Source organism: Kineosporia mesophila (assembly GCF_021129235.1).
In the GTDB taxonomy this organism is placed as follows: Bacteria; Actinomycetota; Actinomycetes; order Actinomycetales; family Kineosporiaceae; genus Kineosporia; species Kineosporia mesophila.
This window is the reverse complement of the sequence record NZ_JAJOMA010000009.1, coordinates 198,066-224,579: the sequence shown is the minus strand read 5'-3', so window position 1 is coordinate 224,579 and position 26,514 is coordinate 198,066. Positions and strand designations below refer to the sequence as shown.

Annotated in this window: 25 protein-coding genes; 17 read left to right on the top strand and 8 right to left on the bottom strand. The window is 70.3% G+C overall.

Annotation, left to right across the window (positions count from 1 at the left end):
- Positions 1 to 21: 21 nt before the first annotated feature.
- Complete coding sequence (locus tag LR393_RS15220) at positions 22 to 3,057, bottom strand: glycine--tRNA ligase (RefSeq protein ID WP_231484568.1); 3,036 nt, start codon at positions 3,055 to 3,057, stop codon at positions 22 to 24.
- A 56-nt stretch (positions 3,058 to 3,113) separates the two neighbouring features.
- Between LR393_RS15220 and LR393_RS15215 the strand changes: the two genes are divergently transcribed.
- The 11 genes from LR393_RS15215 to trpC all read left to right on the top strand — a co-directional run bounded on the left by LR393_RS15215 (position 3,114) and on the right by trpC (position 14,946).
- Positions 3,114 to 3,314, top strand: coding sequence for an RICIN domain-containing protein (locus tag LR393_RS15215; RefSeq protein ID WP_231484567.1), 201 nt, complete (start codon positions 3,114 to 3,116; stop codon positions 3,312 to 3,314).
- Positions 3,315 to 3,381: 67 nt separating this feature from the next.
- Positions 3,382 to 4,542: an FIST signal transduction protein gene (locus LR393_RS15210; RefSeq protein WP_231484566.1), complete on the top strand. Its 1,161-nt coding sequence runs from the start codon at positions 3,382 to 3,384 to the stop codon at positions 4,540 to 4,542.
- Positions 4,539 to 6,074 carry a putative bifunctional diguanylate cyclase/phosphodiesterase gene (locus LR393_RS15205; RefSeq protein WP_231484565.1) on the top strand — a complete coding sequence of 512 codons (1,536 nt, stop codon included), beginning with the start codon at positions 4,539 to 4,541 and terminating at the stop codon, positions 6,072 to 6,074. The genes LR393_RS15210 and LR393_RS15205 overlap by 4 nt, the downstream gene beginning before the upstream one ends.
- A 25-nt stretch (positions 6,075 to 6,099) precedes the next feature.
- On the top strand, positions 6,100 to 6,903 hold the full coding sequence (locus LR393_RS36445) for an MOSC domain-containing protein (RefSeq protein ID WP_231484564.1): 804 nt from the start codon (positions 6,100 to 6,102) through the stop codon (positions 6,901 to 6,903).
- Positions 6,900 to 7,844, top strand: a complete 945-nt coding sequence (locus LR393_RS15195; protein WP_231484563.1) for a PDR/VanB family oxidoreductase — start codon at positions 6,900 to 6,902, stop codon at positions 7,842 to 7,844. The genes LR393_RS36445 and LR393_RS15195 overlap by 4 nt, the downstream gene beginning before the upstream one ends.
- A gap of 572 nt (positions 7,845 to 8,416) precedes the next feature.
- Positions 8,417 to 9,682, top strand: a complete 1,266-nt coding sequence (locus LR393_RS15190) for a hypothetical protein (RefSeq protein ID WP_231484562.1) — start codon at positions 8,417 to 8,419, stop codon at positions 9,680 to 9,682.
- Positions 9,683 to 9,694: 12 nt separating this feature from the next.
- Positions 9,695 to 10,288, top strand: coding sequence for a pyridoxamine 5'-phosphate oxidase (pdxH, locus tag LR393_RS15185; RefSeq protein WP_231484561.1), 594 nt, complete (start codon positions 9,695 to 9,697; stop codon positions 10,286 to 10,288).
- A 20-nt stretch (positions 10,289 to 10,308) separates the two neighbouring features.
- Positions 10,309 to 10,980, top strand: a complete 672-nt coding sequence (locus LR393_RS15180) for a YggS family pyridoxal phosphate-dependent enzyme (RefSeq protein WP_231484560.1) — start codon at positions 10,309 to 10,311, stop codon at positions 10,978 to 10,980.
- Positions 10,977 to 13,085 carry an oxidoreductase gene (locus tag LR393_RS15175; protein WP_231484559.1) on the top strand — a complete coding sequence of 703 codons (2,109 nt, stop codon included), beginning with the start codon at positions 10,977 to 10,979 and terminating at the stop codon, positions 13,083 to 13,085. The genes LR393_RS15180 and LR393_RS15175 overlap by 4 nt, the downstream gene beginning before the upstream one ends.
- Positions 13,082 to 14,164, top strand: coding sequence for an anthranilate phosphoribosyltransferase (gene trpD / locus LR393_RS15170; protein WP_231484558.1), 1,083 nt, complete (start codon positions 13,082 to 13,084; stop codon positions 14,162 to 14,164). The genes LR393_RS15175 and trpD overlap by 4 nt, the downstream gene beginning before the upstream one ends.
- A complete protein-coding gene (trpC, locus tag LR393_RS15165) occupies positions 14,161 to 14,946 on the top strand; it encodes an indole-3-glycerol phosphate synthase TrpC (protein WP_231484557.1) in 786 nt (261 codons plus the stop codon). Before trpD ends, trpC begins: the two co-directional genes overlap by 4 nt.
- A gap of 8 nt (positions 14,947 to 14,954) precedes the next feature.
- Here the strand turns inward: trpC and LR393_RS15160 are convergent, their stop codons facing one another.
- From LR393_RS15160 to LR393_RS15140, 5 genes are all read right to left on the bottom strand, one after another.
- On the bottom strand, positions 14,955 to 15,656 hold the full coding sequence (locus LR393_RS15160) for a B3/B4 domain-containing protein (RefSeq protein WP_231484556.1): 702 nt from the start codon (positions 15,654 to 15,656) through the stop codon (positions 14,955 to 14,957).
- Positions 15,657 to 15,708: 52 nt separating this feature from the next.
- Positions 15,709 to 16,317, bottom strand: a complete 609-nt coding sequence (locus tag LR393_RS15155; RefSeq protein ID WP_231484555.1) for a LysE family translocator — start codon at positions 16,315 to 16,317, stop codon at positions 15,709 to 15,711.
- A gap of 84 nt (positions 16,318 to 16,401) precedes the next feature.
- Positions 16,402 to 16,620, bottom strand: coding sequence for a lytic murein transglycosylase (locus LR393_RS15150; RefSeq protein WP_231484554.1), 219 nt, complete (start codon positions 16,618 to 16,620; stop codon positions 16,402 to 16,404).
- A gap of 22 nt (positions 16,621 to 16,642) precedes the next feature.
- Complete coding sequence (locus LR393_RS15145) at positions 16,643 to 17,566, bottom strand: ABC transporter substrate-binding protein (RefSeq protein WP_231484553.1); 924 nt, start codon at positions 17,564 to 17,566, stop codon at positions 16,643 to 16,645.
- 37 nt (positions 17,567 to 17,603) lie between these two features.
- On the bottom strand, positions 17,604 to 18,389 hold the full coding sequence (locus tag LR393_RS15140) for a HalD/BesD family halogenase (protein ID WP_231484552.1): 786 nt from the start codon (positions 18,387 to 18,389) through the stop codon (positions 17,604 to 17,606).
- Between the two features lie 115 nt (positions 18,390 to 18,504).
- On the opposite strand from LR393_RS15140, the gene LR393_RS15135 reads away from it, so the two are divergent.
- On the top strand, positions 18,505 to 19,428 hold the full coding sequence (locus LR393_RS15135; protein ID WP_231484551.1) for a LysR family transcriptional regulator: 924 nt from the start codon (positions 18,505 to 18,507) through the stop codon (positions 19,426 to 19,428).
- A 6-nt stretch (positions 19,429 to 19,434) separates the two neighbouring features.
- Here LR393_RS15135 and LR393_RS15130 read toward each other — a convergent pair whose 3' ends face one another.
- Complete coding sequence (locus tag LR393_RS15130) at positions 19,435 to 20,262, bottom strand: helix-turn-helix transcriptional regulator (protein ID WP_231484550.1); 828 nt, start codon at positions 20,260 to 20,262, stop codon at positions 19,435 to 19,437.
- A 100-nt stretch (positions 20,263 to 20,362) separates the two neighbouring features.
- On the opposite strand from LR393_RS15130, the gene hxlB reads away from it, so the two are divergent.
- Together hxlB and hxlA are read left to right on the top strand one after the other, a co-directional pair.
- On the top strand, positions 20,363 to 20,932 hold the full coding sequence (gene hxlB, locus LR393_RS15125; RefSeq protein ID WP_231484549.1) for a 6-phospho-3-hexuloisomerase: 570 nt from the start codon (positions 20,363 to 20,365) through the stop codon (positions 20,930 to 20,932).
- 38 nt (positions 20,933 to 20,970) lie between these two features.
- Positions 20,971 to 21,594 carry a 3-hexulose-6-phosphate synthase gene (gene hxlA / locus LR393_RS15120; protein ID WP_231484548.1) on the top strand — a complete coding sequence of 208 codons (624 nt, stop codon included), beginning with the start codon at positions 20,971 to 20,973 and terminating at the stop codon, positions 21,592 to 21,594.
- Here hxlA and LR393_RS15115 read toward each other — a convergent pair.
- Complete coding sequence (locus tag LR393_RS15115; protein ID WP_231484547.1) at positions 21,537 to 23,855, bottom strand: exo-beta-d-1,3/1,6-glucosidase; 2,319 nt, start codon at positions 23,853 to 23,855, stop codon at positions 21,537 to 21,539. The genes hxlA and LR393_RS15115 overlap by 58 nt on opposite strands.
- 247 nt (positions 23,856 to 24,102) lie before the next feature.
- On the opposite strand from LR393_RS15115, the gene LR393_RS15110 reads away from it, so the two are divergent.
- Genes LR393_RS15110 through LR393_RS15100 form a run of 3 tightly spaced genes read left to right on the top strand, consistent with a single transcriptional unit; the run spans position 24,103 to position 26,443 of the window.
- The gene (locus tag LR393_RS15110; protein WP_231484546.1) at positions 24,103 to 24,618 is read left to right on the top strand and encodes a hypothetical protein; all 516 of its coding nucleotides are present in this window, start codon (positions 24,103 to 24,105) and stop codon (positions 24,616 to 24,618) included.
- Positions 24,619 to 24,674: 56 nt separating this feature from the next.
- Positions 24,675 to 25,208, top strand: coding sequence for a winged helix-turn-helix domain-containing protein (locus LR393_RS15105; RefSeq protein ID WP_231484545.1), 534 nt, complete (start codon positions 24,675 to 24,677; stop codon positions 25,206 to 25,208).
- Positions 25,205 to 26,443 carry an MFS transporter gene (locus tag LR393_RS15100; RefSeq protein ID WP_231484544.1) on the top strand — a complete coding sequence of 413 codons (1,239 nt, stop codon included), beginning with the start codon at positions 25,205 to 25,207 and terminating at the stop codon, positions 26,441 to 26,443. The genes LR393_RS15105 and LR393_RS15100 overlap by 4 nt, the downstream gene beginning before the upstream one ends.
- Positions 26,444 to 26,514: the final 71 nt, after the last annotated feature.

Genomic DNA, 26,514 nt, shown 5'->3' with positions numbered 1-26,514 from the left:
AGGCGGGAACCACCGGATGCCTCAGCGCGGGGTGCCCTGGGCGTCGATCTTGACGGCCCGGGAGAGGGCCTCCCAGTCCAGGCCGGTGGTCTCGGCGACGTCGCTGATCGCCGACAGGATGGCGATCCGGGCCTGGCGGACGGCCGGTTCGGGAGCCATCACCTGCACGTCTTCCAGGAAGGCGTGCAGCGCGGTGACCAGCGGGGCCGAGGCCTCGACCAGCTTCGACAGCGAGGCGCCGGGCGCGTACCCGGCCGTGCGGGCCTGCCCGTAGACCTCGGCCAGCCGCTGGGAACTGGGGTCGGCCGAGACGTCCAGCGGGCTGCCGGCCGCAGGCCGGTCGGCGTTGCCGATCAGGCGCCGCGCCCGCTGCACGCCCTCGACGAACCCACCGATCAGGCCTCCGGCGACCAGCTTCTCGACCTCGGCCAGCACCGCGGTGGTGGCGGCCGGGGTGGCGGCCAGCGGCAGGACCGCGGTCACCAGGTCGACGTCGTGCCCGGCCTCGACGTACGCGCGCTCCTGACGGCGGACCACGAACGTGGCGGCCTGCTCCAGGGCCTTCCGCGGAACCTCCAGACCCTGCGCCCGCAGCGCCTCGGCGGCCGTCTCCAGCAGGTCGGGCACGCTCAGCCCGGCCAGTTCCGGGTGGGCGTGCAGCGTGGCCACCAGGCCCAGCGCCGCGCGCCGCAGGCCGAACGGGTCTTTGCTGCCGGAGGGGGAGGCGCCGATCGCGAAGAGCCCCGCGAGCAGGTCGGCGCGGTCGGCGAGGGCCAGGACCGCACCGGGCAGGGTGGAGGCCGGGCTGTCCTCGGAGGAGCGCGGGCGCTCCATGTCGCCGAGGGCGGTCGCGACGGCCTCGGACTCACCGGCGGCCAGCGCGTAGTAGCGGGCCATCGTGCCGGCCAGTGACGTCATCTCGACGACCATCTGTGAGGCCAGGTCGAACTTGGCCAGTGCCCCGGCCCGCTCGACGGTGGCGCTGTCGGCCGGGTTCAGGCCGGTGCGCGCGGCCACGGACGCGGCGATGCGGGCGATCCGGGCCGAGCGCTGGGCCATGGAGCCCAGGCTGGTCTCGAACGTCAGCTTCTCCAGGCCGGCGTGCAGGTCGGCCAGGCTGCGACGGCGGTCGGCGGCCCAGAAGAACGACGCGTCCTCGAAGCGGGCGCGCACCACGGCCGCGTTACCGTTCGCGACCACGTCCAGGTCGCAGGAGCCGTTAGCGAACGTGACGAAGCCGGCCAGCAGACCGGTGCCGTCCTCCTGCCGGATCGGTAGATAGCGCTGGTGCTTGCGCATCACCGCGATCAGGATCTCCGGCGGCAGTTCCAGGTAGCGCTCGTCGAAGCTGCCCCGGACCGGAACCGGCCACTCCACCAGGTCGACGATCTCGTCGACCACACCGCCGTCGACGTCCTCGTCCACCCGCCCGCCGGCCGAGGCCGCCAGGCCGTGCGCGGCCTCCAGGATCACGCGGCGCCGCTGCGAGCGGTCCAGCAGGATGTCGTGCCCGCGCAGGAAGTCCTCGTACCCGTCCGCACTCGTCACCTCGACGGTCGGGGTGGACGCCAGGCGCAGCACCCGGGTGCTCGTGCCCGAGGTCAGGGCACCCGCGGTGACCGGCAGGGGCTGATCGCCCAGGAAGGCCAGGAGCCAGCGGATCGGGCGCACGTAGGCCAGGTCGGGGTCGGACCAGCGCATGTTCCGCTCGGCGTGCAGGTCGCGCACGACGTCGGCCAGCAGCGAGGACAGGACCTCGGCGGCGGCGCGCCCGGGCAGCTGCCGCACGAAGCTGACGTACTCGACGCCGTCGACCTGCACGTGCTCCAGCGCGGCCGGGTCCACCCCGTGCTTGCCGGCGAAACCGGTCGCCGCCCGGGTCGGGGCCCCGGCGGCGTCGAAGGCCGCGGTGGCCCGGGGGCCCCGGACGGTCTCGGTCGCATCGCTCTCGCGTACCGCGACGTCGTCGACCAGCACGACCAGGCGCCGCGGGGTCGCGAGCGCGCGCACCGCCCCGAAGGTCAGGCGGGTCGCGCCCAGGCGCTCGCGCACGGTCGCGCCGAGCCAGTCCTGCGCCCGTTCGACCTCACCGGCGGGCAGTTCCTCCAGGCCGATCTCGAACAGCAGCGTGGACGGGGCGGTGGCCGGGGCCGGCAGCGGCAGTGGCTCGGCCGCGACCGGGGGCTCCACCGTGCCCAGCGGAAAACCGTTCTCCTCGCGGCGTTCCACCCACAGGGAGGCGACGTCGCGGGAGAGCCGGCGCATGGTCGAGAAGGCCCGGGCGCGTTCGGCGGTCGAGACCACGCCGCGCGCGTCGAGCACGTTGAAGGTGTGCGAGCACTTGAGCAGGTTGTAGTAGGCCGGGACCGGCAGGCGCCGCTCGATCATCAGCGTCGCCTCGGCCTCGTGCAGGTCGTACAGCCGGCGCGCGGTGTCGATGTCGGCGTCGTCCAGGTAGTAGCGGCTCATCTCGTACTCGACCTGGCCGAAGGCCTCGCCGTAGGAGATGCCCGGCGCGTACTGGATGTCCTTGAAGTGGTTGACCCCCTGCAGGGCCATGACGATGCGCTCGAGCCCGTAGGTGATCTCCACCGAGGTCGGCGACAGCGTCACGCCGCCCATCTGCTGGAAGTAGGTGAACTGGGTGATCTCCATGCCGTCGAGCCAGACCTCCCAGCCCAGCCCCCAGGCGCCGAGCGCGGGGGAGGCCCAGTTGTCCTCGACGAACCGCACGTCGTGGGCGTCCAGGTCGATGCCGATGGCCGCCAGGGACTCCAGGTACAGCTCCTGGGGGTTGCCCGGGTCGGGCTTGAGGATCACCTGGAACTGGGTGTGCGTCTGCAGCCGGTTCGGGTTCTCGCCGTAACGGCTGTCGTCCGGGCGCACGCTGGGCTCGACGTAGGCGACCCGCCAGGGTTCCGGACCCAGCACCCGCAGGGCGGTGGCGGGGTTGGCCGTACCGGCGCCGACCTCGGTATTGAAGGGCTGCACGGTCATGGCGCCCTGCTCCGCCCAGTAGGCCGTGAGCCGGGACAGGACTTCCTGGAACTTCAGCATGTCAACTTCCATCGAAACGGTGGGTGGCCGGCGGTGCAGGCCGAGTCTATCGACGGGTGCGCCCGGCGAAAGAACTGTGCGGCCGGGCGAAGGACATGCGCCGGACCTCCGCGCGCGGCGCCGGCTGTTATCTCGTGAACGTGAAAAGTGTTCTCTGCCTGGACGTGTCGGACGTCGACGGACGGAACGAACCCGGTGCCGGACTGACGCTGTGTACTTGTTCCGGCAGCGACGGCCAGATCTGGCTGGTGGTCTGACCGGCGTCCCTCATCTTTCCCGTCCACCGGTCGATGGAGGTGGGAAGTTTGCCGAGGGCAAGGAGGCATGGTGAGGGCCTGGACGGGTCAGTGGCGTGCTGGCACGGGATCTGCGGATCCGTTGCCGGCCTGGGACGGCCCGGCGACGCTGGTGATGATCTTCGGTGCGGCGGCGGTGCTGGAGGCCGTGCTGGAGGCCGGCGACGTCAGCCCGCTGTCCGAGGTGCTGGCCGCCTATCCGACCTCCGTGGTGATCGGCTGCTCCACCGCGGGCGAGATCCTGGGGGAGACCGTCGAGGACGGCACGCTCACCGTGGCCGTCACCAGATTCGCGAGCACCCGTCTGCGGCTGATCACCCGGGACATGACCGCATCCCGTGATTCGCACCAGATCGGCAAGGAGCTGGCCGAGGAACTGGTCGCCGGTGATCCCGAGCTGAAGGGCATCATTGTGCTCTCCGACGGCCTGCGCGCCAACGGCGCCGAGCTGGCCCGGGGCCTGAGCGAGGGAGGCCGGGGGCAGGCCCTGATCACCGGTGGCCTGGCCGGGGACGGCAACCGGTTCGACCGGACCTGGGTGCTGGTGGACGGGCGTCCCCGCACGGGGGCGGTCTGTGTGGTCGGGCTGAGCGGTCCGAAGCTGCGGATCGGGCACGGCGCCGGGGGCGGTTGGAGCATCCTGGGGCCGGAGCGCAAGGTCACCCGCTCGGACGGGAACGTGCTGTACGAGCTCGACGGCCAGCCGGCCCTGGGCCTGTACCGCAACTACCTCGGCGAGCAGATGGGTGACACCCCCGAGGCGACGCTGCTGTTCCCCCTGTCGGTGCGGACCCCCGACGGGGCCCAGGGCGCGGTCGTGCGCACGGTCCAGGCCTTCGACGAGCAGCAGCAGAGCATGACCTTCACCGGCGACATCCGGCAGAACTCGGTGGCCCGGCTGATGCGCGCGAACATCGACGAGCTGGTCGACGGGGCCGGGGACGCGGCCAAGGGCGCCGAGCTGATCCCCGGCCTCCCGGTGATGACCCTGGTGATCAGCTGCATCGGCCGGCGCGCGGTGCTGGGTCAGCGCACGGAGGACGAGCTGGAGACGGTGGCGTCGCGGTTGCCGACCGACGCGCTGATCGCCGGCTTCTACTCCTACGGGGAGATCTCACCGATCGGGGAGAAGACCTCCGGACTGCTGAACCAGACCCTCACCATCACGACATTCCAGGAAGTGCTGTGACCCCGACCCCCGGCCAGAAGCCCGAACCGCACCGGCTCCTGGTCCGGCAGCTGCGGCGGCTGAGCCTGGACCCGCAGCAGCAGTCCGCGCCGGAGTCCTGGGCCCGGCTGCTGGAGGTGGTGTCGGCCACCTACGAGCAGGCCGACAAGGACCGGTACCTGCTGGAGCGCTCGCTGGAGGTCTCGTCCACCGAGATGCGGGGGCTGCACGACAGCCTGAGCCGCAAGGCGCTGAACGACGAGCTGACCGGCCTGCCCAACCGCCGGGCCCTGCTGGAACGGCTGCAGCAGCTGGTCGCCTCGCAGCACCAGGACGGGCCCCCGGTGGCGGTGCTGTTCATCGACCTCGACGGGTTCAAGCTGATCAACGACAGCCTGGGGCACGAGGCCGGCGACGAGCTGCTGGTGCTGACGGCCGAGCGGCTGCGCGCGAGTTGCCGCCGCGGCGACGTCGTGGCCCGGCTGGGCGGTGACGAGTTCATCGTGGCCGGCTCGTTCGCGACCCCCGGCCAGGCCCAGGAACTGGCCGAGCGGATCGCCGTCGAGCTGGAACGCCCGCTGACGATCAAGAGCCGGGAGGTCGTGGTCAGCGCGAGCATCGGGGTGGCCCTGAACACCGTGGAGGACGCGGTGCCCGGGCCCGGCACCGACACCCTTCTGCAGCGCGCCGACCTGGCCATGTACGCCTCCAAACGCAGCGGGCGGGCCCGTCTGAGCGTTTTCGACACCCAGATGCAGCTCGACGTCGACCGCAAGATGCGCATCGTCTCGCAGCTGCGCACCGCCATCTCGGCCGGGCAGCTGAACCTGCGCTACCAGCCGGTGATGCGCCTGGACCGGCACCAGGTCATCGGCGCCGAGGCCCTGGTGCACTGGCAGCCGCCCGGTTCCCCGCCGCTGACGGCCGCGGACTTCGTGCCGATCGCCGAGGAGTACCGGATGGTCGGCGATCTGGACGCCTGGGTACTGCGGGAGGCGTGCCGCCGGGCCGCGCACTGGCGGCCGGGCCGGGGGCGGATCTCGGTGAACCTGTCGGTGCAGACCTTCGAGGCGATCGACGTCGTCGACCTGGTGAACGAAACCCTCCGGGAGACCGGGCTTCTGGCCAACCAGCTGGTGATCGAGCTGGTCGAGGAGGCGTTCCTGGCCGACAGTCCGGTTGTCGCCGAGAACCTGGCCGGGGTCCACCGGCTGGGCGTGCGGCTGGCGATGGACCACTTCGGTTCCGGGCACTGCGCCCTGTCCCGGTTGCGGACCGTGCCGGTGCAGGTGCTGAAACTGGACGTGTCGATGACGGCCACCGTCGACCGGCACGAGGCCAGTGCCGCGATCGCCGGCGCGGCTGTCGGCATGGGCCACGCCCTCGGGCACCTGGTCATCGCCGAAGGAGTGGAACGCCCTGCTCAGGCGGATGTTCTGCGCACCCTGGGCTGCGATTGCGCCCAGGGTCCGCTGTTCGGGTTCTCCGGGCGGCCCGAGGTGCTCGACGCCTTGTTCACCTCGGCGAACCGTCCACCGATCGCCGCGGGCTGAGAACCTTCTGGAATAGTGGCCCGGCGTGGGCATCAAACACGACGGGCCCGGGACGTCCGTGGGGCACGTCGTCTCGCTGTGGCACTATCCCGTCAAAGGGCTTTCCGGGCAGTCGTTGACCGAGGTGAAACTGGCGCCGGGGGTCGGGTTTCCCGCCGACCGGATCTGGGCGCTGGCCCGCCCGGGAGGCGACTACCAGCCCGGGCGGCGTACGCCGGTGAGCAAGCACCAGTTCTTCGTGCTGGTGAAGGAGGAACGGCTCGCCGGGCTGAACACCCACCTGGACGCCGACAGCGAGTGGTTCACCGTGAGCGTGCGCGAGCACGTCGTCCTTCATGAGAACTGGACCACACCGCCGGGCCGCGAGCGGACCCTGGCGTTCTTCGCCCGGGTGCTCGACCTGCCGCCGGGAGTGCTGCCGGTGCTGGCCCGCGAGGACGGCCGCCGGTTCACCGACGTCTCGGTGGTGTCGGACGCCATGATGAACGCGGTCTCGATCATCAACCTGGCCTCGGTGCGCGACCTGGAGCAGCGCACCGGCCTGACGATCGACCCGTTACGCCTGCGCGCCAACATCTATGTCGACGGCCTGCCCGCCTGGAGCGAACTGGGCCTGGTCGGCAGCGACATCACGGTCGGGGAAGCCCGGCTGCACGGCGTGCTCACCACCCACCGCTGCGCGGCGACCGAGGTGAACCCGGCCGACGCCCGTCGTGACATCCCGCTGCCACGCCTGCTGGTGCAGCACATCGGCACCGATGAGATCGGCGTCTACGGCGAGGTCTCCAACGGCGGATCGGTCAAAATTGAGGACGAGGTGGCCTGGTGAGCGATCGGCGGCTCCGGGTGAGCGCGAAAAGGATGCTGACGTCGTCCATCTGCGAGATCGAACTGCGTGACCCGGACGGGCTCGCGCTACCCCCGCACCCACCCGGCGCGCACGTGTCGCTGGACACCCCGGCGGGACAGCGCCGGAGCTACAGCATCACCAACCCGGCGGCCGAGGCCGACCGGTACGTGATCGCGGTGCACCGGCAGCCGGGAGGACGAGGCGGCTCGGTGAGCGTGGTCGACGACACCGAGATCGGTTCCCTGCTGACGGTTTCCGCCGCCACCAGCGCCTTCGAACTGGTCGAGGCGCCGCGCTACCTGCTCGTGGCCGGAGGCGTCGGCATCACCCCGATCCGCTCGATGCTGCACCACATCCTCGGACAGGGGCGGTCGCGGGTGCGGCTCGTGTACCTGACCCGCACCCGCGAGGAGACCGCCTACGCCGAGGAACTCGATCGTCCGGGCCTGGTGGACGTGGTGGTGCTGCACCACAGTGCCGTCGCCGGCCGTGCCGACCTGTGGCAGTGGCTGGCCGAACCCGACGACGAGACCCACGTCTACTGCTGCGGATCCACGGCACTGATGGACGACGTCCGGGCGCTCACCATGCACTGGCGGCCCTCGCACATCCATTTCGAGGACTTCGCCGGTGTCGACGCCCTCGGCGGCACGAGCGCCCCGTTCACCCTGACCTGGGAACCCACCGGCGGGCAGATCGCCGTGGCCTCCGACGAGACAGCCCTGGAGGCCTTGCGGCGCAACGGGGTACGCACCTCCAGCTCCTGCGAGTCGGGTACGTGCGGCACCTGCCGGCTGCGCCTGGTCGCCGGCGAGACCGAGCACCGAGACCTGGTGCTGACTCCGCCGGAACGTGAATCGTTCGTGATGCCGTGCGTCTCCCGGGCCGCGGGCGCGGCGATCACCGTGGCGCCGCTCTGACCGGCTGGCCCAGGGCGCTCGGCGCAGCGCCCTGGGCGCCCGGTTCCGGGGCTGAGGTGGACGGTTACCGCTGCTGCCCTGGCTGATCGCCCCCGTCGCGGTCACCTGGCGGTGGCGGGAGCATTCCGGGTCGCGATCGCGGCGCCGTCCCTGCTTGCAGGTGCGGATCTGAGGGTCTGTTCCTGGTGGCGTACTTTCTTGCCGGGTTTCCGCCTTTGTTACGTTTCAGTGAAGGCAAGGGGATTTCCGACGTGTGTTTGTTTGCCTGTGTGCTGCCAGGACTGCACTCTTGATGCCGTGGTGCCGGGGTTCCTGGTGATCCTTGGTATCACCGCAACATAGCTTTGTGTCAAAGACTTTCGCTGGTGGAGCGGCGAATTGGACACGGCGAAATGTCAGTTGAGGCGGGCTGCCAGGGGGCCCTTGTCCGTTTGTAACCTTCTGGCTACATTCGCTGCACGAGCTGCAGTGAGTGTCTTTCGCGAGCAATCGGGATCAGGGCAGGCCGACCGGGCCGGGCGGAACACCATGGGTGCGCCCCGTCGGCACATGTCCGTACAGGGAGGGGTCTCATGGCTGAAACACGTTTGGCAGCACCGGAACCGGATCGGCTCGGATGTTCCTGGATCGGCGGGACAGACCTCGCCGCCATCCGCGACCAGGTGGGTACCCCGACGTTCGTCTACAGCGAAGAGCAGCTGCGCCGGAACGTGACGCGGATCCAGAAGGCGGCGGCCCTGGCCGGGCTCGCCGACCGGGTCGATCTCTACGTGCCGTTCTTCCCGAACTCGAATCCCCACGTCCTCAAGCCGTTCCAGGACATGGGCGTGGGCCTGCTGCTGCAGATGCCGGGTGAGTACGAGATCACCCGGGAGTTCGGGTTCGACTCGTTCATCGTCTCGCCGGGGCATGTCGCCGACGGGGAGCTGGAGTTCTGGGCTCGCACGGGATGCCCGACGTTCCTGTCCAGCCTGGGGGAGATCCGTGCGGCGCTGGAGGCCGGTGCGCCGTCGATCAGTGCCCGCATCGACAGCCTGGACTCGGGGAAGCCGGGGATCAAGCTGGGTGAGCTGGACCAGCTGGTCGGCCTGCTCGGTGAGTATGGTCGGAATCTCGAATGTTTCGAGGTGTACTGCGGAAGTGGGAACTCCCGCGACGAGATGATCGCCATGATCGAGACGATGTTCAACATTTTCACCCGTTACTTCCCGACGGCCAGAGCGATGAACTTCGCCGGCGGGCACGGTTTTGACTACGGCTCCTGGGACGCCGAGGCCAAGCACTTCGACTGGACCTCGTACTTCTCCGTCCTCGGAGAGAGCTCGCAGCGGCTGGGGATTCCCGAGCATGTGCGGTTCATGTTCGAACCGGCCCGCGACGTGCTGGCCGACATCGGCGTCCTGGTGCTCGGGATCCAACGCGAGGTGCTGGTGAACCCGGTGTCCAGCATCGTGGTTACGGACGGCTCGCGCATGCTGATGCCGTCCGCCCAGTTACGCGACCGGCGTCATCACGTCATCTACCTCGATCACGAGATGAAGGAACTGCCCGCGGGTGTGGGCCGGGACGCGCTGATCCGGGGGCGGAGCATCCTGCGGCACGACTACGTGCTCCCGGGGGAGTACTGGGCCCCGGCGCAGCTGGGTGTCGGTGACGCGATGCTGGTGCTCGACGTCGGGGCGTACTGCGCGACCCAGCACATGGAGTTCCTGAACGTCCCTCCGGCCGCCGAGGTGGTGGTCGATCTGGAGGGCCGCGCCCATCTGGTCACCGCGCGCGGGCAGGACCGGGACAAATGGCGCAACCTGTTGCCCGTCAGCGAACCCCTGAGTGCCTGAGGAGGATCGATCATGACCGGGACACCCGACCCCTGGCCGCAGTTCGCGCAGTGGTACGACCTGGCGTGTGCCCAGGAGCTGAACGACCCGAACGCGATGGCCCTGGCCACCGCGGACTCCGCCGGCACGCCGGACGTGCGGATCGTGCTGATGAAGGAGTTCACTCCCGAGGGAGTTGTCTTCTACACCAATACCGGTTCGCAGAAGGGCCTCGCCCTGGCCGGGAACCCGCGGGCGGCGGTGACGATCCACTGGAAGTCGCTGCAACGCCAGATCCGCCTGCGGGGCGATGTGGAGCACGTGTCGGACGCCGAGGCGGACGCGTACTTCGCCTCCAGGGCCCGGGACAGCCGGATCGGGGCCTGGGCCAGTCGGCAGTCCCGGGAGCTGTCCGGGCGACAGGAGCTGGAGGAGTCGGTGGCCCGGCAGGCGGAGCGGTTCGGTGGGCAGGACGAGGTGCCCCGGCCGCAGTACTGGCGCGGGTACCGGATCCGCCCGGTCTACCTGGAGTTCTGGACCCAGAGGCCGTTCCGGCTGCACGACCGGGAGATCTATCTGCGGCCGAAGCCCGAGGCGGACTGGTCGACGACCCGGTACTACCCGTGAGCGGCCGGGCGCCGGATGTCGTGGCGAACCTTGCTCGGGTGCGCGGGCAGATCGCTGCCGCGTGCCGGGCGGCCGGCCGGGCGCCGGACTCGGTGCAGCTGGTCGCGGCGTCGAAAACGGTTGATCCGCAGATTCTCCGGCAGACCATCGAGGCTGGGCTGCTGAGCTACGGGGAGAACCGGGTGCAGGAGGGAGCGGCGAAATGGCCACTGCTGCGCCAGGAGTTTCCGGGGCTGGAACTGCATCTGATCGGACCTCTGCAGACCAACAAGGCACGGGACGCGGTGGCGCTGTTCGACGTCATCCATGCCCTGGACCGGGTGCGGCTGGGAGAGGCGCTGGCCCGGCAATGCGTGGCCCAGGAGCGTCGTCCGCGGGTGCTCGTGCAGGTGAACACCGGCGCCGAGCAGCAGAAGTCAGGGGTGCTGCCGGCGGAGGCCGACGCTCTCCTGGAGCGATGTCGCCGGTTCCAGGAGTTCGACCTGGTCGGACTGATGTGCATCCCGCCGTACGAGGGGGATCCGCGGCCGCACTTCGAGATGCTCGTCAAGATCGCCGAAAGACACGGTCTGAGTGAGCTCTCGATGGGGATGAGCCACAACTACGAGTCCGCGATCGAGCACGGTGCCACGCAGGTGCGAGTCGGCACGGCGATCTTCGGGGCCCGTGACTACCCGGCGGGCGGCGCATGAGTCGTCCGCCGGAGCTGGACGTGCTCTTCGAACCCGTCCGGATCGGTCCGGTGACCACGAAGAACCGCTTCTACCAGGTGCCGCACTGCAACGGGATGGGCCGGGCCTACCCCAGCGCGATGGCCCGGATGCGGGAGGTGAAGGCCGAGGGCGGCTGGGGGGTGGTGAGCACCGAGCAGTGCGACATCCATCACTCCGGAAACCACCTGAGGGAGCTGAGGCTTTGGGACGAGAAAGACATTCCGTACCTGGCCCGGGCCGCTGAGGGTGTGCACCGGCACGGTGCCCTCGCCGCGGTGGAGCTGGTGCACAACGGTGCCCACGTGCCGAACCTGGAGAGCCGGACCATTCCGATCGCGCCGAGCGCCCGGCCGGTCAAGGGACTGCATCCGGTGACGGCCCGGGCAATGACGAAGGCCGACATCCGGGCGCTGCGCCGGTGGCACCGCCACGCGGTGCTGAACGCGCGGCGGGCCGGTTTCGACATCGTCTATGTCTACGCCGGTCATGACATGACCCTGCCGGTGAACTTCCTGTCCCGGCGGTACAACCAGCGCACCGACGAGTACGGAGGATCGCTGGAGAACCGGGTCCGGCTGATGCGGGAGTTACTCGAAGATGCCAAGGAGGCGGTCGGTGACACCACCGCGGTGGCCCTGCGGTTCGGCGTCGACCAGGTCATCGGGCCGGGCGGTGCCGCGGATCCGCAGGAAGCCCGGGCGGTGGTCGAGATGCTGGCCGACCTGCCGGATCTCTGGGACGTGAACCTGGCCAATTTCGAGAAGGACGGTGCATCGGCCCGTTTCGCGGGAGAGGGAGCGCAGGCCGAATACGTGTCGTACGTGCGGGGGGTGACCTCGCGGCCCGTGGTGGGGGTGGGCCGGTTCACCTCGCCGGACATCATGGCGGGGATGGTGCGCTCAGGGGTGCTGGATCTGATCGGTGCGGCCCGCCCGTCCATCGCCGATCCGTTCCTGCCGCGAAAGATCGAGAACGGTGACCTGGACGACCTGCGTGAGTGCGTGGGCAGCAACGTGTGCCTGGCCCACGACGCGGCCGGGGTGCCGATCCGCTGCACCCAGAACCCGACGATGGGTGAGGAGTGGCGACGTAACTGGCACCCGGAGCGGATCCCGGCGCGGGACACGCCCGACAGCGTCCTGATCGTCGGGGCCGGGCCGGCCGGGCTGGAAGCCGCCCGGGCTCTCGGACAGCGGGGATACCCGGTGATCCTCACCGAACGCCGTCGCGAGCTGGGCGGGCGGGTCACCCTGGAGAGCTCGCTGCCGGGCCTGCACACCTGGGCCCGGGTGCGGGACTGGCGGGTGCAGCAACTGCGCACGATGCCGCACGTGCGAATCCTGCCGCAGAGCGAGATGACCGCCGACCTGGTGCTGGAGGCCGGCTGCTCACTGGTCGGGCTGGCCACGGGTGCCCGGTGGCGGGGCGACGGGGTCGGCCGCCGGCACACCGAGCCGTTACCGGGCGTGGGGCTGGTGCCGGTGTTCACGCCGGACGACATGATGGCCGGGCGGCTCCCGGCCGGGCACGTGGTGCTGTACGACGACGACCACGACTACCTGGGCGCGGTGATCACCGAGCGCCTGGTCGCTGCCGGGTGTGAGGTCACCTTCGTGACACCGCAGTCCCTGGTGTCGGCGTACACCCAGGCCACCAACGAGCAGGGTCTGGTGCAGCGGCGGATGCGGACCGTCTGTCGGCAGGTCCGGGTGTCCACACAGATCACCGGTTTCACGGCCGGAACGGTCGTGGTGGACGACGTGTACGGCGGCGGCGCGGACGCGCTGACGGCGGACGCGGTGGTGCTGGTCACCAGCTCGATGCCTGACGACCGGCTGTACCGCGAGCTGGTGCCCTCGTCCCTGAAGTCGGCGGGGATCCGGAAAGTGGTGCAGATGGGTGACGCGCTGGCACCGGGCACGATCGCGGCGGCCGTGTTCAGTGGTCACCTCTTCGGTCGCACCCTCGACACCGGTCCCACGGACGAGGCTCCGTACCGCCGGGAGAACGTCGAGCTCGCGCCGGACCAGCCGCTGCCGGGTGACATGAAGCTGGAGCTGATCGGCGAGGGGAGAACGACGTGAACGAGATCGTGGCCGCGATCGGCCGGGTGGCCTCCGGCGAACTGCTGGACCGGGGGCAGAGCACGGCGGTCTTCACCGCGATCACCGGGGGCGAGGCGACCCCGGCGCAGATCGGGGCCCTGCTGATGGGCCTGCGGGTGCGGGGCGAGACCGAGGACGAGATGGTCGGGGCGGTGCACGCCCTGCGGGCCCGGATGCACCGGGTGTCTGCCCCGGAGGGGGCGATGGACGTCGTCGGCACCGGTGGTGACGGGCTGGCCTCCTACAACATCTCCACCTGCACGGCGCTGGTGGTTGCCGGGGCGGGTGTGCCGGTGGCCAAGCACGGTAACCGGGCCCTGTCGTCGATGTCCGGTGCGGCCGACGTGCTGACCGCCCTCGGGGTGCGCGTCGGCCTGGACCCGGCGGGGGTGGAGCACTGCCTGCGACACGGCGGGATCGGGTTCATGTTCGCCCCCGCCCACCATCCGGCTCTGCGGCACGTGGCCGCGGCCCGCGCGGAGCTGGGTACCCGCACCGTGTTCAACCTGCTGGGGCCGCTGCTGAACCCGGCCGGTGTGCGGCGGCATCTGGTGGGTGTCTACTCGTCGCAGTGGCTGGAACCGATGGCGCGGGTGCTCGGCGAGCTGGGATCCCGGACCGCCTGGGTGGTGCACGGTGCCGACGGCCTGGACGAGATCAGCACCACCGGGCCGACGGCGGTGGCCGAGCTGCGGGACGGCCGGGTGCGGACGTTCGAGATCTCGCCGCGGGCGCTCGGTCTGCGCACGATGCCCCTGGCGCGGCTTCGGGGTGGTACTCCTGGCCAGAACGCCCTGGCCGTGCGCTCCGTGCTGCGTGGGGAGCCGGGTGCCTACCGGGATGTGGTGGTGCTGAACGCGGCGGCCGCCCTGGTGGTGGCCGACCGGTGCCCCGGCTTGCGCGAGGGGATGGTGCTGGCCGCCCAGACGATCGACTCGGGCGCCGCTGCGGCCTGTCTGGAGGCACTGGTGAAGGCGTCGGTACAGGCGGACGAGACGAACGGGGTGGACGGGGTGGACGGGACCATCGGCGACGGACCGAAGGAGGCGGTGGCATGAACGTCCTGCAGAGGATCCGGGAGTACAAGCTCGACGAGTTGGCCGCCGCCCGGCGCGAGGAGCCTGAGGCGGGACTGCTGTCACAGGCGCATTCGGCCGGGGCGGTCCGCGGGTTCGCGGCTGCCCTGACATCGTCCGCACAGCAACCGGCCCTGATCGCCGAGGTGAAGAAGGCCAGCCCGTCCCAGGGGCTGATCCGGGAGCACTTCGATCCGGGCGCGCTGGCCCTGTCCTACGAGCGGGCCGGGGCCGGTGCGCTGTCGGTGCTGACGGACGGCCCGTCGTTCGCCGGGACCCGGGAACATCTGGTGGCGGCTCGGTCGGCGACGTCGTTACCCGTGCTGCGCAAGGATTTTCTTTTCGACCCCTATCAGGTGGTGCAGTCGCGGGCGTGGGGTGCCGACTGCGTTCTGGTGATCCTCGCCGTGGTGGACGACTCCCTGGGCAAGGACCTCATCGGTACAGCCCTGGACCTCGGCCTGGACGTTATTGTCGAGGTGCACGACGAGGACGAGCTGTCCCGGGCCGTGGCACTGCGGGCGCCGATCATCGGCGTCAACAACCGCGACCTGCACACGTTCCACACCACTCTGGCCACCACCGAGCGACTGGCGGCGCAGGTTCCACCCGACCGGCTGCTGGTCGGGGAGAGCGGGATCGCGACACCGCAGGACGTTTCCCGGATGAGGGACGCCGGTTGTACAGCGATCCTGGTCGGGGAGAGCCTGCTGCGTCAGGACGATGTCGAGGCCGCGACGCGGGCGCTGCTGGCCTCCACCTGATGCCGCCGTCAGATCTCGAAACGTGGCGCCCGGGAGGTTAGTACGGCGCTGGTGGGGTCGACGTCCCATAGATCCCGCAGGCCCTGCCGGATGTCGTCGAGAGCCTTGGGTACGTCGTCGGCGGCCCCGTCGTGCAGGGCTTCGACGACGACGAGGATGTCGCTCGTCGCCGGTTTGACGGCCGAGCGGCCGCTCTGCCGGTTGACCCAGCGCCGGGCGTGGGCCCAGCCGTCCTCGTCGGCGAAGATGATCTCACCGGGCGCAGGATGCTCGACGTCGCCGCCGAAGCTCTCGTACTTCTCGGTGCCGTCGGCCGGCCGCACTCGCAGGCTGCCGCTGATCTGCCGCAGGTCGAACACGGCGACCGGGATGCCGTGCGCCACGGAGACAGCGTTGCAGAAGTCGATCACGGGGTGGATGCTCGGCAGGTCGTCGTCTTTCCGGAACCGGCGCAGCAGGGACTCCGAGGCGCAGCGGTACTGCGTGGGTTTGAGGCCCATCTGGGAGTAAACGCGCCGCCAGGCGGAGATCTCGGGGAACTCCGACTCGCTGTGCTCACTCAGGCGGGCCCGGGCCCGGTCGGTCTGCGTGCTGACGAGGTCGTGCAGCACGTCGGAGCTGAACCCGGTGGTGATGCCCGGGGTGGTCATCACCCCGGCAACGAGGTCGGGGAACTTCTGCCAGATCTGGTCGTCATGCTCGAAGTACACGCGTTGACTCCTCAAGTGTTCCCGGGCGGGATATTTCACGGGCACAAGACGATCAGCCGGACTCCAGACCCAGACGCACGGCGAGGGCCACGAATCCGACGGCGAAGACTCTTCGCAGCCAGGACATCACATCGGGGCGGGAGATGACCTGGTTGCGGATGGCAGCGGCGAAGCGCCCGTAGGCGACGAACACGATGAACGTGAGCAGCATGAAAACCAGGCTCAGCCACACCATGCGGACGAAGGCGCCCGAGCCACCACCGGTCACGAACTGCGGCAGGAAGGCGAAGAAGAAGATGGTGAGCTTGGGATTGAGCAGGTTCACCAGGACGCCGGTGGTGATGATCTGCCGGGTAGTGGGCGGGAGATCATCGGTGACTTTCAGCGGCCCGCTGTCCCGCAGCGTGTTCCAGGCCATGAACAGCAGATACGCCACGCCCAGGATCTTCAGCACGTCGAAGGCGGTCTGACTGGCCTGGAACAACGCCGCCACGCCGGTGACGGCGAGTGCCATGTGCGGCAGGATGCCGAGTGTGCAGCCCACGGCCGCAATCACGCTGGCCCGGACACCCCGGGTCAGGCCTGCGCCCATGGTGTATAGCACCCCCGTACCCGGCGATGCGACAACGATGAACGAGGTCAGCAAGAACTCGATACTCACTTAGCCCCCTCGGCGATCGAATCGGCGACGAGGGGGCCCGGTCATCCCCTAACCGCTGGCCTGTTCCCCGAACCGCGCACGACTCTACCCCGAGCCGGGCGCGGTGGACGACTGCGCTGAGGCCGCGTCCCGGTGCCCACCCCACAGGTCCACCACCCGGTCCCCGTCGATGTCGACGGCCAGGGACAGCCCCAGTTCGCTGCCGCGGCGCACCCGGCTCTCCACGACCTCCCGTACCTGCTCGAATCGTCTGTCGGTGGTGCCGTTCACCTGGCTGATGCCGTAACCCGGAAACCTTGACACCAGTGGCGAGGCCAAGTCCGCCTCAGACGAGGCCCTTCTCCTCCAGCCACTCCTTCGCGACCTCGTCCGCGGGGTCCTGGTCGATCTGGACCCTGGCGTTCAGGGCCGTCAGGGTGTCGGTGTCGAGGTCTTTCGAGATCGAGTTCAGCACCTCCTGGGCCTTTTCCGGCACCGATGAGGAACTCACCAGCGGGATGACGTTCTGTACGCCGAACACGTTCTCCGGGTCGGTGAGGGCGACGAAGCCGCGGTCCTCGATCTCGGGAGTGGTCGAGTAGAGGATCGCGGCGTCGACGGTGCCCTTGGTGAGGGCGTTGACGGTCAGGGGTCCCGCCGTGTCGAGGGACGTGAATTCCTTGAAGTCGAGCCCGTAGACCTGTTTCAGCCCGACCAGGCCCTGGTAACGGGTCTTGTCCTCCGGGGCGCCACCGAAGGTCATCGAGGCGGCGACCGGCTTCAGGTCGGCGATGGTCTCCAGGCCGTTCTTCTCGGCCGTCGCCTTGCTGACCGCGATCGTGTTCTTGTCCTGCGCCGGGGACGGGTCGAGCACGGTCAGGTTCTGGGGCAGGAGCTTGCCCAGGGCCGTGTCCACGGTCTCGGTGGTGCCGGAGGTGTCGTCCTCGTCGAGGTAGGACAGCAGGGCGCCGTTGTACTCGGGCAGGACGTCGATCGATCCGTCCTTCATCGCCCCGAAGAGGGTTTCGCGACTGCCGATGTTCAGGTGTGTCTCGACGTCGAAGCCCTTGCTCTCCAGCGCCTGGGCGTACATCTGGGCGAGCAGTTCGTTCTCCAGGAAGTTCGCCGACCCGACCACGATGGTGTCACCGGTGGATCCGGCGTCGCCGGCGGACATCGGATCGGAGGAACCGCCGCAGGCGCTCAGGCCGGTGACGGAGGCGAACAGGAGGGCGGCCAGGGCGGGCAGGCGGGACACGGTGTTCGTCATCTCGGGACCTCTTGTGCTGGAAGGGGTTTCAGGACGATCAGGCCGTGCGCCCGTAGAAGAGCTTCTGCGTCAGTGCGTTCATCGTGTCGTCGGGCTTCTGGGAGTAGGCCAGGACGGCGTTGATGCGGGTCTGGTCACTGGTCAGCGGGGTCACCCGGTGCAGGGAGTACTGGCCGCGGAACATGGTGAGTGCTCCCGGGGTGCCGGCCAGGGTGATGCGGCCGGGGTACTCGTCCCGCAGGGCCGCGACCACGCCGGCCTCGTTCTGGTCCTCACCGCTGCGCAGATGGTGGTGGTACTGGTACTCGCCGCCCTTTTCCGAGGGCTGCAGCATCACGGTGACCGCGAACGGGGAGCGGTCGAAGTGCCACCCCAGCTCGTCCCCCTGGTCGAAGATCATCAGGGAGGCCGCGCCCAGCGGGTCGGCGTACCGGAAGAACGACTCCATGCCCAGAGCCTGGCCCAGGAAGGTGGTCAGGCCGTCCCACTCGTAGGCGACGCGCAGGGGGGAGTCACCGTCGACGAGGTCCCAGGCGACGGCCGACTTGGAGGTGTGCTCGCGCACGGACCTGGCCGAGTCGTCGTCGGTCAGCGGCTCGAAATAGACGTTGTGCTCGTCGTCGGTGCGCCAGGCCTGCTCCCGCTTGGACAGCGCCTCGGTCACCAGTGCCTCGACGGCGGCGGGCCGGAAGAAGCCGGGCAGCTGGCAGGCGCCCTCGAAGTCGAGCGCGGCCCGGCAGAACGTCAGCAGGGCCTGCCCACGGGCGCTGTCGAGCTCGTGGAGGGGGTAGCGGTCGAGGTCGATGACAGATTCGGGCGACATGTGCGTCCTTTCGCTCAGGCTCGGACGGGTGTTCGTCAAGAGTCTGAAGGCCCGACTGCTATAACCCAAGCGATGATTTCTTCTGTCGAACATCAGCAGAGCTAATGGAGGACGCGTGTCGACGCCTTTGTGGGCCCGCCTGGACACCCGGCATTTCGTGACCCTGGCCGAGGTGGTCAGCACCGGGTCGTTCACGGCCGCGGCGCAGTCGCTGGGGTACACGCAGTCGGCCGTCAGCCAGCAGATCGCCCGGCTGGAACGCATGCTCGGCCAGCCCGTACTGCACCGCAGTGCCGGGGGCCGCACCGTCTCCCTGACCCCCGCCGGCCGGGTCCTGCTGCAGCACGCGTCCTCCCTGGTGGCGACCATGCAGCGGGCGGCGGCCGATGTGAGCGCCCTGTCGGAGGGCATCGCGGGCATCCTGCGGGTGGGGTGTTTCGAGAGTGTCGGCAGCAGCCTCCTGCCCATCGCCCTGGAGTCGTTCCTGCAGGACTACCCCCGGGTCCAGCTCGAGCTCACCGAACTCGCGGACGACGGTGATCTGCTGGACCTCCTCTCCCGGGACGAGCTCGACCTCACCTTCGTGGTGTTCCCCCTGGCCGCGGGCCCGTACGAGTCGCAGGCCCTGCTGGAAGACCCGTACGTGCTGGTGGTGGCGCAGGACTCACCGATGGCCGGGATCTCCGGTGCCGTCGACCTGAGTGACTACCCGGAGCTGCCGCTGATGAGCTACGGCAAGATGCGCGACGTGCACGCGATCGAGACCCGTCTGGGACGGCCGGTCTACGGCAGCCGGGTGGTGTTCCGCAGCAACCACACCTCGACGCTGCTGAGCCTGGTGCGCCTGGGACACGCCGCCGCCGTGCTGCCCCGCCTCGCCGTCCGCCCGCCGCAACCCGGACTGCGCGTGCTCGAGCTGGAACGGGTCAATCCCCGGATCGTCGGGGTCGCCTGGCCCACCAGCCGGCCCCTCAGCGATCCGGCGTCCGGATTCGTGCAGGCCCTCGGGCAGGCGGCAGACGACTACCGGCCCGGATGAGGCGCCTCAGCGGGCCAGCGCCACCAGTTCGGCCCGGGTCCGGGCCCCGGCCTTGCGCAGCAGGTTCGACACGTGGAACTTCACCGTGTTCTGGCTGATCCCCAGATCGTGCGCGATCTCCTGGTTGCGCCCACCGTTGACCAGCAGTTGCAGCACCTCGCGCTCGCGCGGGCTGAGCTCGATGCTCTCCTCCAGCGGCAGCACCGGCGCCGGTGGGTCCAGGGGCAGGGTGATGCTCAGGTCCGAGCCCCAGCCCGGCGTCGAGGACACATCCAGGCGCCCGTCCAGGGCCGCGACGTTCTCGGCGATCGGCCGCAGCGAGTCGTCGTGGGCGCTCAGTTCCCCGCGCCCGTCGTCGCGGATGCGGACCAGCAGGTTCAGCCCGTCACAGTCCCACTGGATCCGGACCCGCCGGGTCTCCCCGGCGTCCACCATGGCCAGCACCGCCGTGCGCACCATCGCGCGGGCCGCGTGCGCGACCTCGCCGGGCAGTGCCCGCCCCTTGGCCGGCGGCTCGATGAACTGCACGTCGAGGTCACCGAATCGCACCAGAGGACGCAGGTCGTTGCGCAGGCGCGAGAACGCGCCGACCACCGGCTCAAGGATGGCGCTGCGCTGCTGATCGGTCTGCGTGCGCAGGCTCACCAGGGCCGCGGCGGCGAGGTCGATCGCCATGGCGCGGGCGGCCCGGTCGTCGACCCGGGGCGAGCGCAGGACCGCCAGCAGCGACTCCAGGGTGACGGCGTGCCGGTCGGCCAGTTCCGCGACCACGCGGGCGTGATCGACCACGAACTGACGCGAGGCCGGCGACGGGAGCCCCGCTGAATCGTCCATAGGCCCGAACCTACCCGAACGGCTGGCCTACCCGAACGGGTAGGCCGAACGCTCCGGTGGGGGAGCAGCCGTTGATCCGCCCGATCGGCAGACTCGGGGTGTGCCCACGAAAACGGTTTCCGCACAGGCGTCCCTGATCGCCATCGCCGACGAGCTGCACGTGTCGGCGGGCCGGCTGGCCGCATCCGACATCGACCCGTTCGCCCGGTTGCTCCACGATGCCGACCGGGTCTTCGTGCACGGGGCGGGCCGTTCCGGCCTGGCCCTGCGGATGACCGCCATGCGGCTGATGCATCTGGGCCTGGTCGTCCACGTGGTCGGCGAGGTGACGGCCCCCGCGATCGGCAAGGGTGACGTGCTCCTGGTCGCCAGCGGGTCCGGCACCACCCCGGCGATCGTCCGCGCCGCGCAGACGGCCGTCGCCGCCGGGGCCCAGATCGCGGCCGTCACCACGGCCAGGGACTCACCGCTGGCCGCCCTGGCCGACGAGAGCGTCATAGTGCCCGCGGCGGACAAGCTCGACCGCTCGGCCGGTATCAGCATTCAGTACGCCGGAAGCCTTTTCGAGCAGTCACTGGTCGTGCTGGGGGATGCGCTCTTCCACGCTCGGTGGTCGGCCTCCGGCGCCTCGGCGGACGAACTGTGGCCCCGGCACGCCAATCTCGAATGACCCACCCCGTAACCCCCGACCCCGTATTGAGGACCGTCATGAAGCTACAGTTCGCCATGGACACGCTCACCACCGAGGCCGCTCTCGAGCTGGCCGCCGCGGCCGCCCCGCACGTCGACATCCTGGAGCTGGGCACGCCGCTCATCAAGAGCGCCGGTCTTTCGGCCATCACCGCGGTGAAGGCGGCGCACCCCGACAAGGTGGTGTTCGCCGACCTCAAGACGATGGACGCCGGTGAGCTCGAGGCCGACATCGCCTTCACCGCCGGCGCCGACCTGGTCACCGTGCTCGGCGTGGCCGGGGACAGCACGATCGCGGGTGCGGTGAAGGCGGCCCGCAAGCACGGCAAGGGCATCGTCGTCGACCTCATCGGCGTGCGCGACAAGGCCGCCCGCGCCCAGGAGGTCGTCGCCCTCGGCGCCGAGTTCGTCGAGATGCACGCCGGTCTCGACGAGCAGGCCGAAGAGGGTTACAGCCTCGACGCGCTGCTGGACGCGGGCAAGACCTCGGGCGTCCCGTTCTCCGTCGCCGGTGGCGTGAGCGTCACCAGCATCGCCGCCGTGCAGGACTCGGGCGCCCTGGTCGCCGTCGCCGGTGGTGCGATCTACGGCGCCCCCGACGTGTCCGCGGCCGCCGCCGCGCTGAAGGCCGCGATCCGCTGAATCCCGAACGGGTGACGCAGCAGATCCTGGTCGCGGGAACTGGATCCGACCAGTAGCTCGAAGTCGCCCGGCTCGACCACCCGGCGGCCGGAGGCATCGACGATCGAGCACTGCGCCGCCGGGAGCGTGAGCTCCACCTCGACCGACTGCCCGGGGTCGACATCCACCTGGGTGAAGGCTTTGAGCTCTCGCTGGGCCCAGGTCACCGAGGTGACCAGATCGCTGACGTACACCTGGACGGTCTCCCGGGCCGGGCGCGTCCCCTGATTCGTCAGGGTCACGAAGGCCGTGATGTCGTCCTGCGGCCCGACCTGGTCCTGGGGGATCCGCAGGCCGGAGTACTCGATCCGGGTGTAGCTCAGCCCCTCCCCGAACGCGAACAACGGTTCCTGGGTCAGATCGGCGTAGCGGTTGCCGTGCTGGCCCCGGATCTGGTTGTAGTACACGGGAAGCTGCCCGGCGTGGCGGGCGAACGTGATCGGGAGCCGGCCGGTGGGCTCGATCATCCCGAGCACCAGCTCGGCGATCGCGGTACCACCCTCCATCCCGGGGTTGAACGCCTCGATGATCGCGGCGGCCCCGAGGAAGGACTCCGGCAGGGTGGAGGGCTTGCCCTGCACCAGCACGATCACGACCGGCTTACCGGTGGTGAGAAGTCTTTCCACGAGGGCAATCTGGCCGCCCTGTAGGTCGAGGGTCGCGGTCGAGCGGCCCTCGCCGGTCAGGGCGACCGTGTCACCCACCACCGCGATCACGTAGTCGGCGCCCGCGGCCGCCTGCGCCGCGTCGTCCAGCAGCGCGGGATCGGCCGGGGCGGCGACGAACAACGACGGACGCGGCTGGCCGTCGGGGAAGGTCGGCCCCTCGGGGTCGGGCTCCAGGTCGCCGATGTCGGCGCCCCGGCGGTGCACCACGGTCCAGCTCGCCGGGACGGTGCGCCGGAAACCGTCCAGGACGGTGCTGGTGTCTTCGCGCGGGTGGCCGTCCGGCATCCAGTCGACCTGCCCGGAGGCGCCGGCCCAGTCGCCGAGCTGCGCGTGCACGTCGTCGGCGTTGGGACCCACGACCAGCACGGTGCGCGGGGTCGCGGCACCGGTGTCCAGCGGGAGCGTGCCGTCGTTGCGCAGCAGAACCAGGCTGCGACGGGTCAGGTCGCGGTTGAGGGCGCGGTGCTCCGGGCTGCCGATGACCTCTTCCTGGCGGGTGCGGTCGGGCAGCCGGGGGTCCTCGAACAGCCCCAGCTCGAACTTCAGCGTGAGGATCCGCCGCACGGCGGCGTCGATCGCGGCCTGGTCCAGGGTTCCGTCGGCCACGGCCTCCTGGGCCGCGGTGAAGAACTGCGGGGTGGTCATCACCAGGTCGTTGCCGGCCTCGACGGCGATCGCCGCGGCCTGCGCGTCGTTCTCGCAGACCCGCTGCTCCCAGACCATCCGCCCGACGTTGTCCCAGTCGGTGACCAGGGTTCCGGTGAAACCCCATTCGCCCTTGAGCACATCGTCCAGCAGCCACTTGTTCGCGGTGACGGGCACCCCGTCGATGGCCTGGTAGCCGAGCATGAAGGTGCGGCAGCCGGCCCGCGCGGCCTTCTCGAAGGGTGGCAGGAACCAGGACCGCAGCTTGCGGGGCGACATGTCGGCCTCGCTGGCGTCGCGGCCGCCCTGGGTCTCGGAGTACCCGGCGAAGTGCTTGGCCGTGGCCAGCACGGCGGTCGGGTCGTCCAGGCCGGTGCCCTGGTAGCCGCGCACCATGGCGACCCCGAGTTCCCCGATCAGGTGCGGGTCCTCGCCGAAGGTCTCGTCCACCCGCCCCCACCGCAGGTCGCGGGCGATACACAGCACCGGGGAGAAGGTCCAGTGCAGGCCCGTCGCGGCGATCTCCAGCGCCGTGGCCCGCGCCGACCGCTCGACCAGGTCGACGTCCCAGCTGCAGGCCATGCCGAGCTGGGTCGGGAAGATCGTCGCCCCGGGCCAGAACGAGTGCCCGTGGATGCAGTCGTCGGCCATCAGCAGCGGAATCTGCAGGCGGGTGGTCAGGACCAGGTCCCGGGCCCGCAGCATGTGCTGCGGGGAGGCGTGCAGCAGCGACCCGGCGAGCCTGTCCAGGACGGACTCCTCCAGGTCCGAGCGGGCGTCCAGCTGGAGCATCTGGCCGACCTTCTCGGCCAGGGTCATCCGTGCCAGCAGGTCCTCGACCCGGGCACTCACCGGCGCGGTGGGGTCGAGGTAGGTCTGCGTGCCGGTCAGAGACTCGTGCGTCGTCATCGACGGGCCCTTTCTGGTGCGGATTGCGGTGCGGATGCTGCAGTTGACCGGATTTCACACCGTAGCGAATCGTCGGCGTCCGTCCGCGGGCAGGCGATCCGGGGGCCTGACGTCGCGGGCGTTCGTCGTGGTCGGCCACGACGAACGGTTCCTCACCGAGATCGGGGTCGACCGTCGCCTGACCCTGACCACCGGCCGACTCACCGAAACCCGCCCACCCCAGGGGGATCGTCCCTAATATCGCTGGATGCGCCTTCTGCCGGTCGTCCTCGTCGTAGCCGTCCTGCCCCTGGCCGGATGCGGTGCCGGGACGATGGGGATGACCGGCCTGATCACGGCGGCCGACGGGACGAGGTCACTGCTCATCAGCTGGTGCGGCGGCGAGGTCCCGGTCGGCGTGGGCATCGACCAGCCGGTCGCCGGGCAGGACCTGCCGCGGCACGTGGCCCGCTTCGACGCGGTCGCCGATCTGCCGGGTTCGAGTGCCGTGGTGCCTCTGGACCAGGATGTCGCGGCGGGTACCTGGAAGGCCGACCCGGGCAATCTCCCGCTGGCTGACGGCGTCACCTATGAGGTGTTCGGGTTCAACCACGACGGCACCTGGTACACCGAGGAGCTCGTCTTCCGCATCGACGAGGTTCCCGCCATGACGACGGACCAGGTGCTCGTCACCCGGCGGGATCCGGAGACCTACGAACCGAACGGCACGGAACTCGTGACCCAGGACGCCTTCGATGACACGGTCCGTGAGGTCTGCGGCTGATCCCAACCCCCAAAGAGTCGTTTGACGGTTGTCGCCCTCGGTGCCACGCTGCGGTGGTGTCCACCCTCGACGAACTCCGGGCGACCGCCCACCCCGTCCGCCTGCGACTGCTCTCCCTGCTCACCGGAACCGCCATGAGCGCGGCTGAGGCCGGTCGCGAACTACAGTTGTCGCAGGCCGGCGCCAGCTACCACCTGCGGGTGCTCGAGCGGGCCGGCCTGGTCCGCGTCGTGGAGGTGGTGCGGCTGCGGGGCGGTGAGGCCAAGCGGTACCGGCACGAGTCCTCGGCCCGGCCCTTCGACCCGGAGCGGGCGGAGAGCGCCGATCCGGTGAAGGAGACGGCCGAGGAACACGCTCAGTACGTCGGGGCCATCGCCGAGGAACTGCACCGTCGATCGGCCCTGCGCGACCAGGGGCCGCAGGTCCACATCGACGCCGAACTCTGGGTCGACGCCCAGACCTGGCGGCGCGTCATCGCCCTCGTCGGAGAGGCCTCCGCCCTGCTGCACGCCCAGGCCCAGGCCCCCCGGACCCCGAGAACGTCCCCGGTGTCGATGACCGCGGCCCTGTTCCCGGTGCGGCGTCCGTGACCGGCACCGTCCTGGCGCCCTCGCACCGGAGCCCACTGCAGTACGCGTCGTTCCGGTGGCTGCTGGCTGCCCGCACCACGAGCATCCTCGGCAACGCGGTCGCGCCCATCGCCCTGGCCTTCGCCGTGCTCGACCTGACCGGCTCGGCCGCCGATCTCGGCCTGGTCGTGGCCTCCCGCTCGATCGCGAACGTGGCCGTGCTCCTGCTCGGCGGCGTCATCGCCGACCGTCTGCCCCGGCACGTCGTCCTGGTCGGCACCTCGCTGGCCGCTGCCGCCACCCAGGCCGCCGTGGCCGCTCTCGTCCTCACCGGATCGGCAACCATCCCCGGGCTCGTCCTGCTCAGCATCGCCAACGGCGCGGTCGCCGCCGTCAGCCTGCCCGCCGCCGCGGCCCTGGTGCCCGACACCGTGCCCACCGCCCTGCTGCGCCCCGCGAACGCCCTGCTGCGCCTGGGCCTGAACTTCGCGGGCATCCTCGGCGCCTCGGTCGGCGCCGGCCTGGTGGCCCTGCTCGGCCCCGGCTGGGGCCTGGCCGTGGATGCTGTCGGATTCGCGCTCGCAGGAATTCTTTTCGCGATGATGTCGCTGCCGAAGGCCCCGGCCCGCGACACCGGCGCCCCGTCGGTCGTGAGTGACCTGCGCGAGGGCTGGCGCGAGTTCTCCGGCCGCCGCTGGGTCTGGGTCGTCGTGGCCCAGTTCACCCTGCTCAACGCCGCTTTCGTCGGAGCCACCTCAGTGCTGGGCCCGGTCGTGGCCGATGCGACGTTCGGGCGCGCGGCCTGGGGCCTGGTGGTCGCCGCCCAGACCGCCGGCCTGGCCCTGGGGGCCGTCATCGCCCTGCGGTGGCGACCACGTCACGCCCTGGGCATCGGCGTGGCGCTCATGGCCGTCACGGCCGTTCCGGTCGCGGCGCTCGCCGTGGCCCCGGCGCTGCCCACCCTGATCGTGGCCTTCGCGGTGGGCGGGGTGGCCCTCGAGATCTTCGCCATCGCCTGGGATCAGTCCCTGCAGACCCACGTGCCTCGCGAGGCCCTGTCGCGGGTCTACTCCTACGACATGGTCGGCTCGTTCGTCGCCGTTCCCCTGGGTGAGGCACTGGTCGGCCCGCTGGCCCACACCTTCGGCACCGGGCCGGTTCTCGGGGGCTGCGCGGTGATCATCGTGGTCGCGTCGCTGGCTGCCGTCGGGGTGCGCGACGTACGCCGTCTCGACGCGGAACGGTCCCTGGAATGACGGCGCCCGCACTCGCCAGGCTCAGGCAGGGGAATCGATGTCGCAGGTTCGCGTCCACAACTTCACCGTCT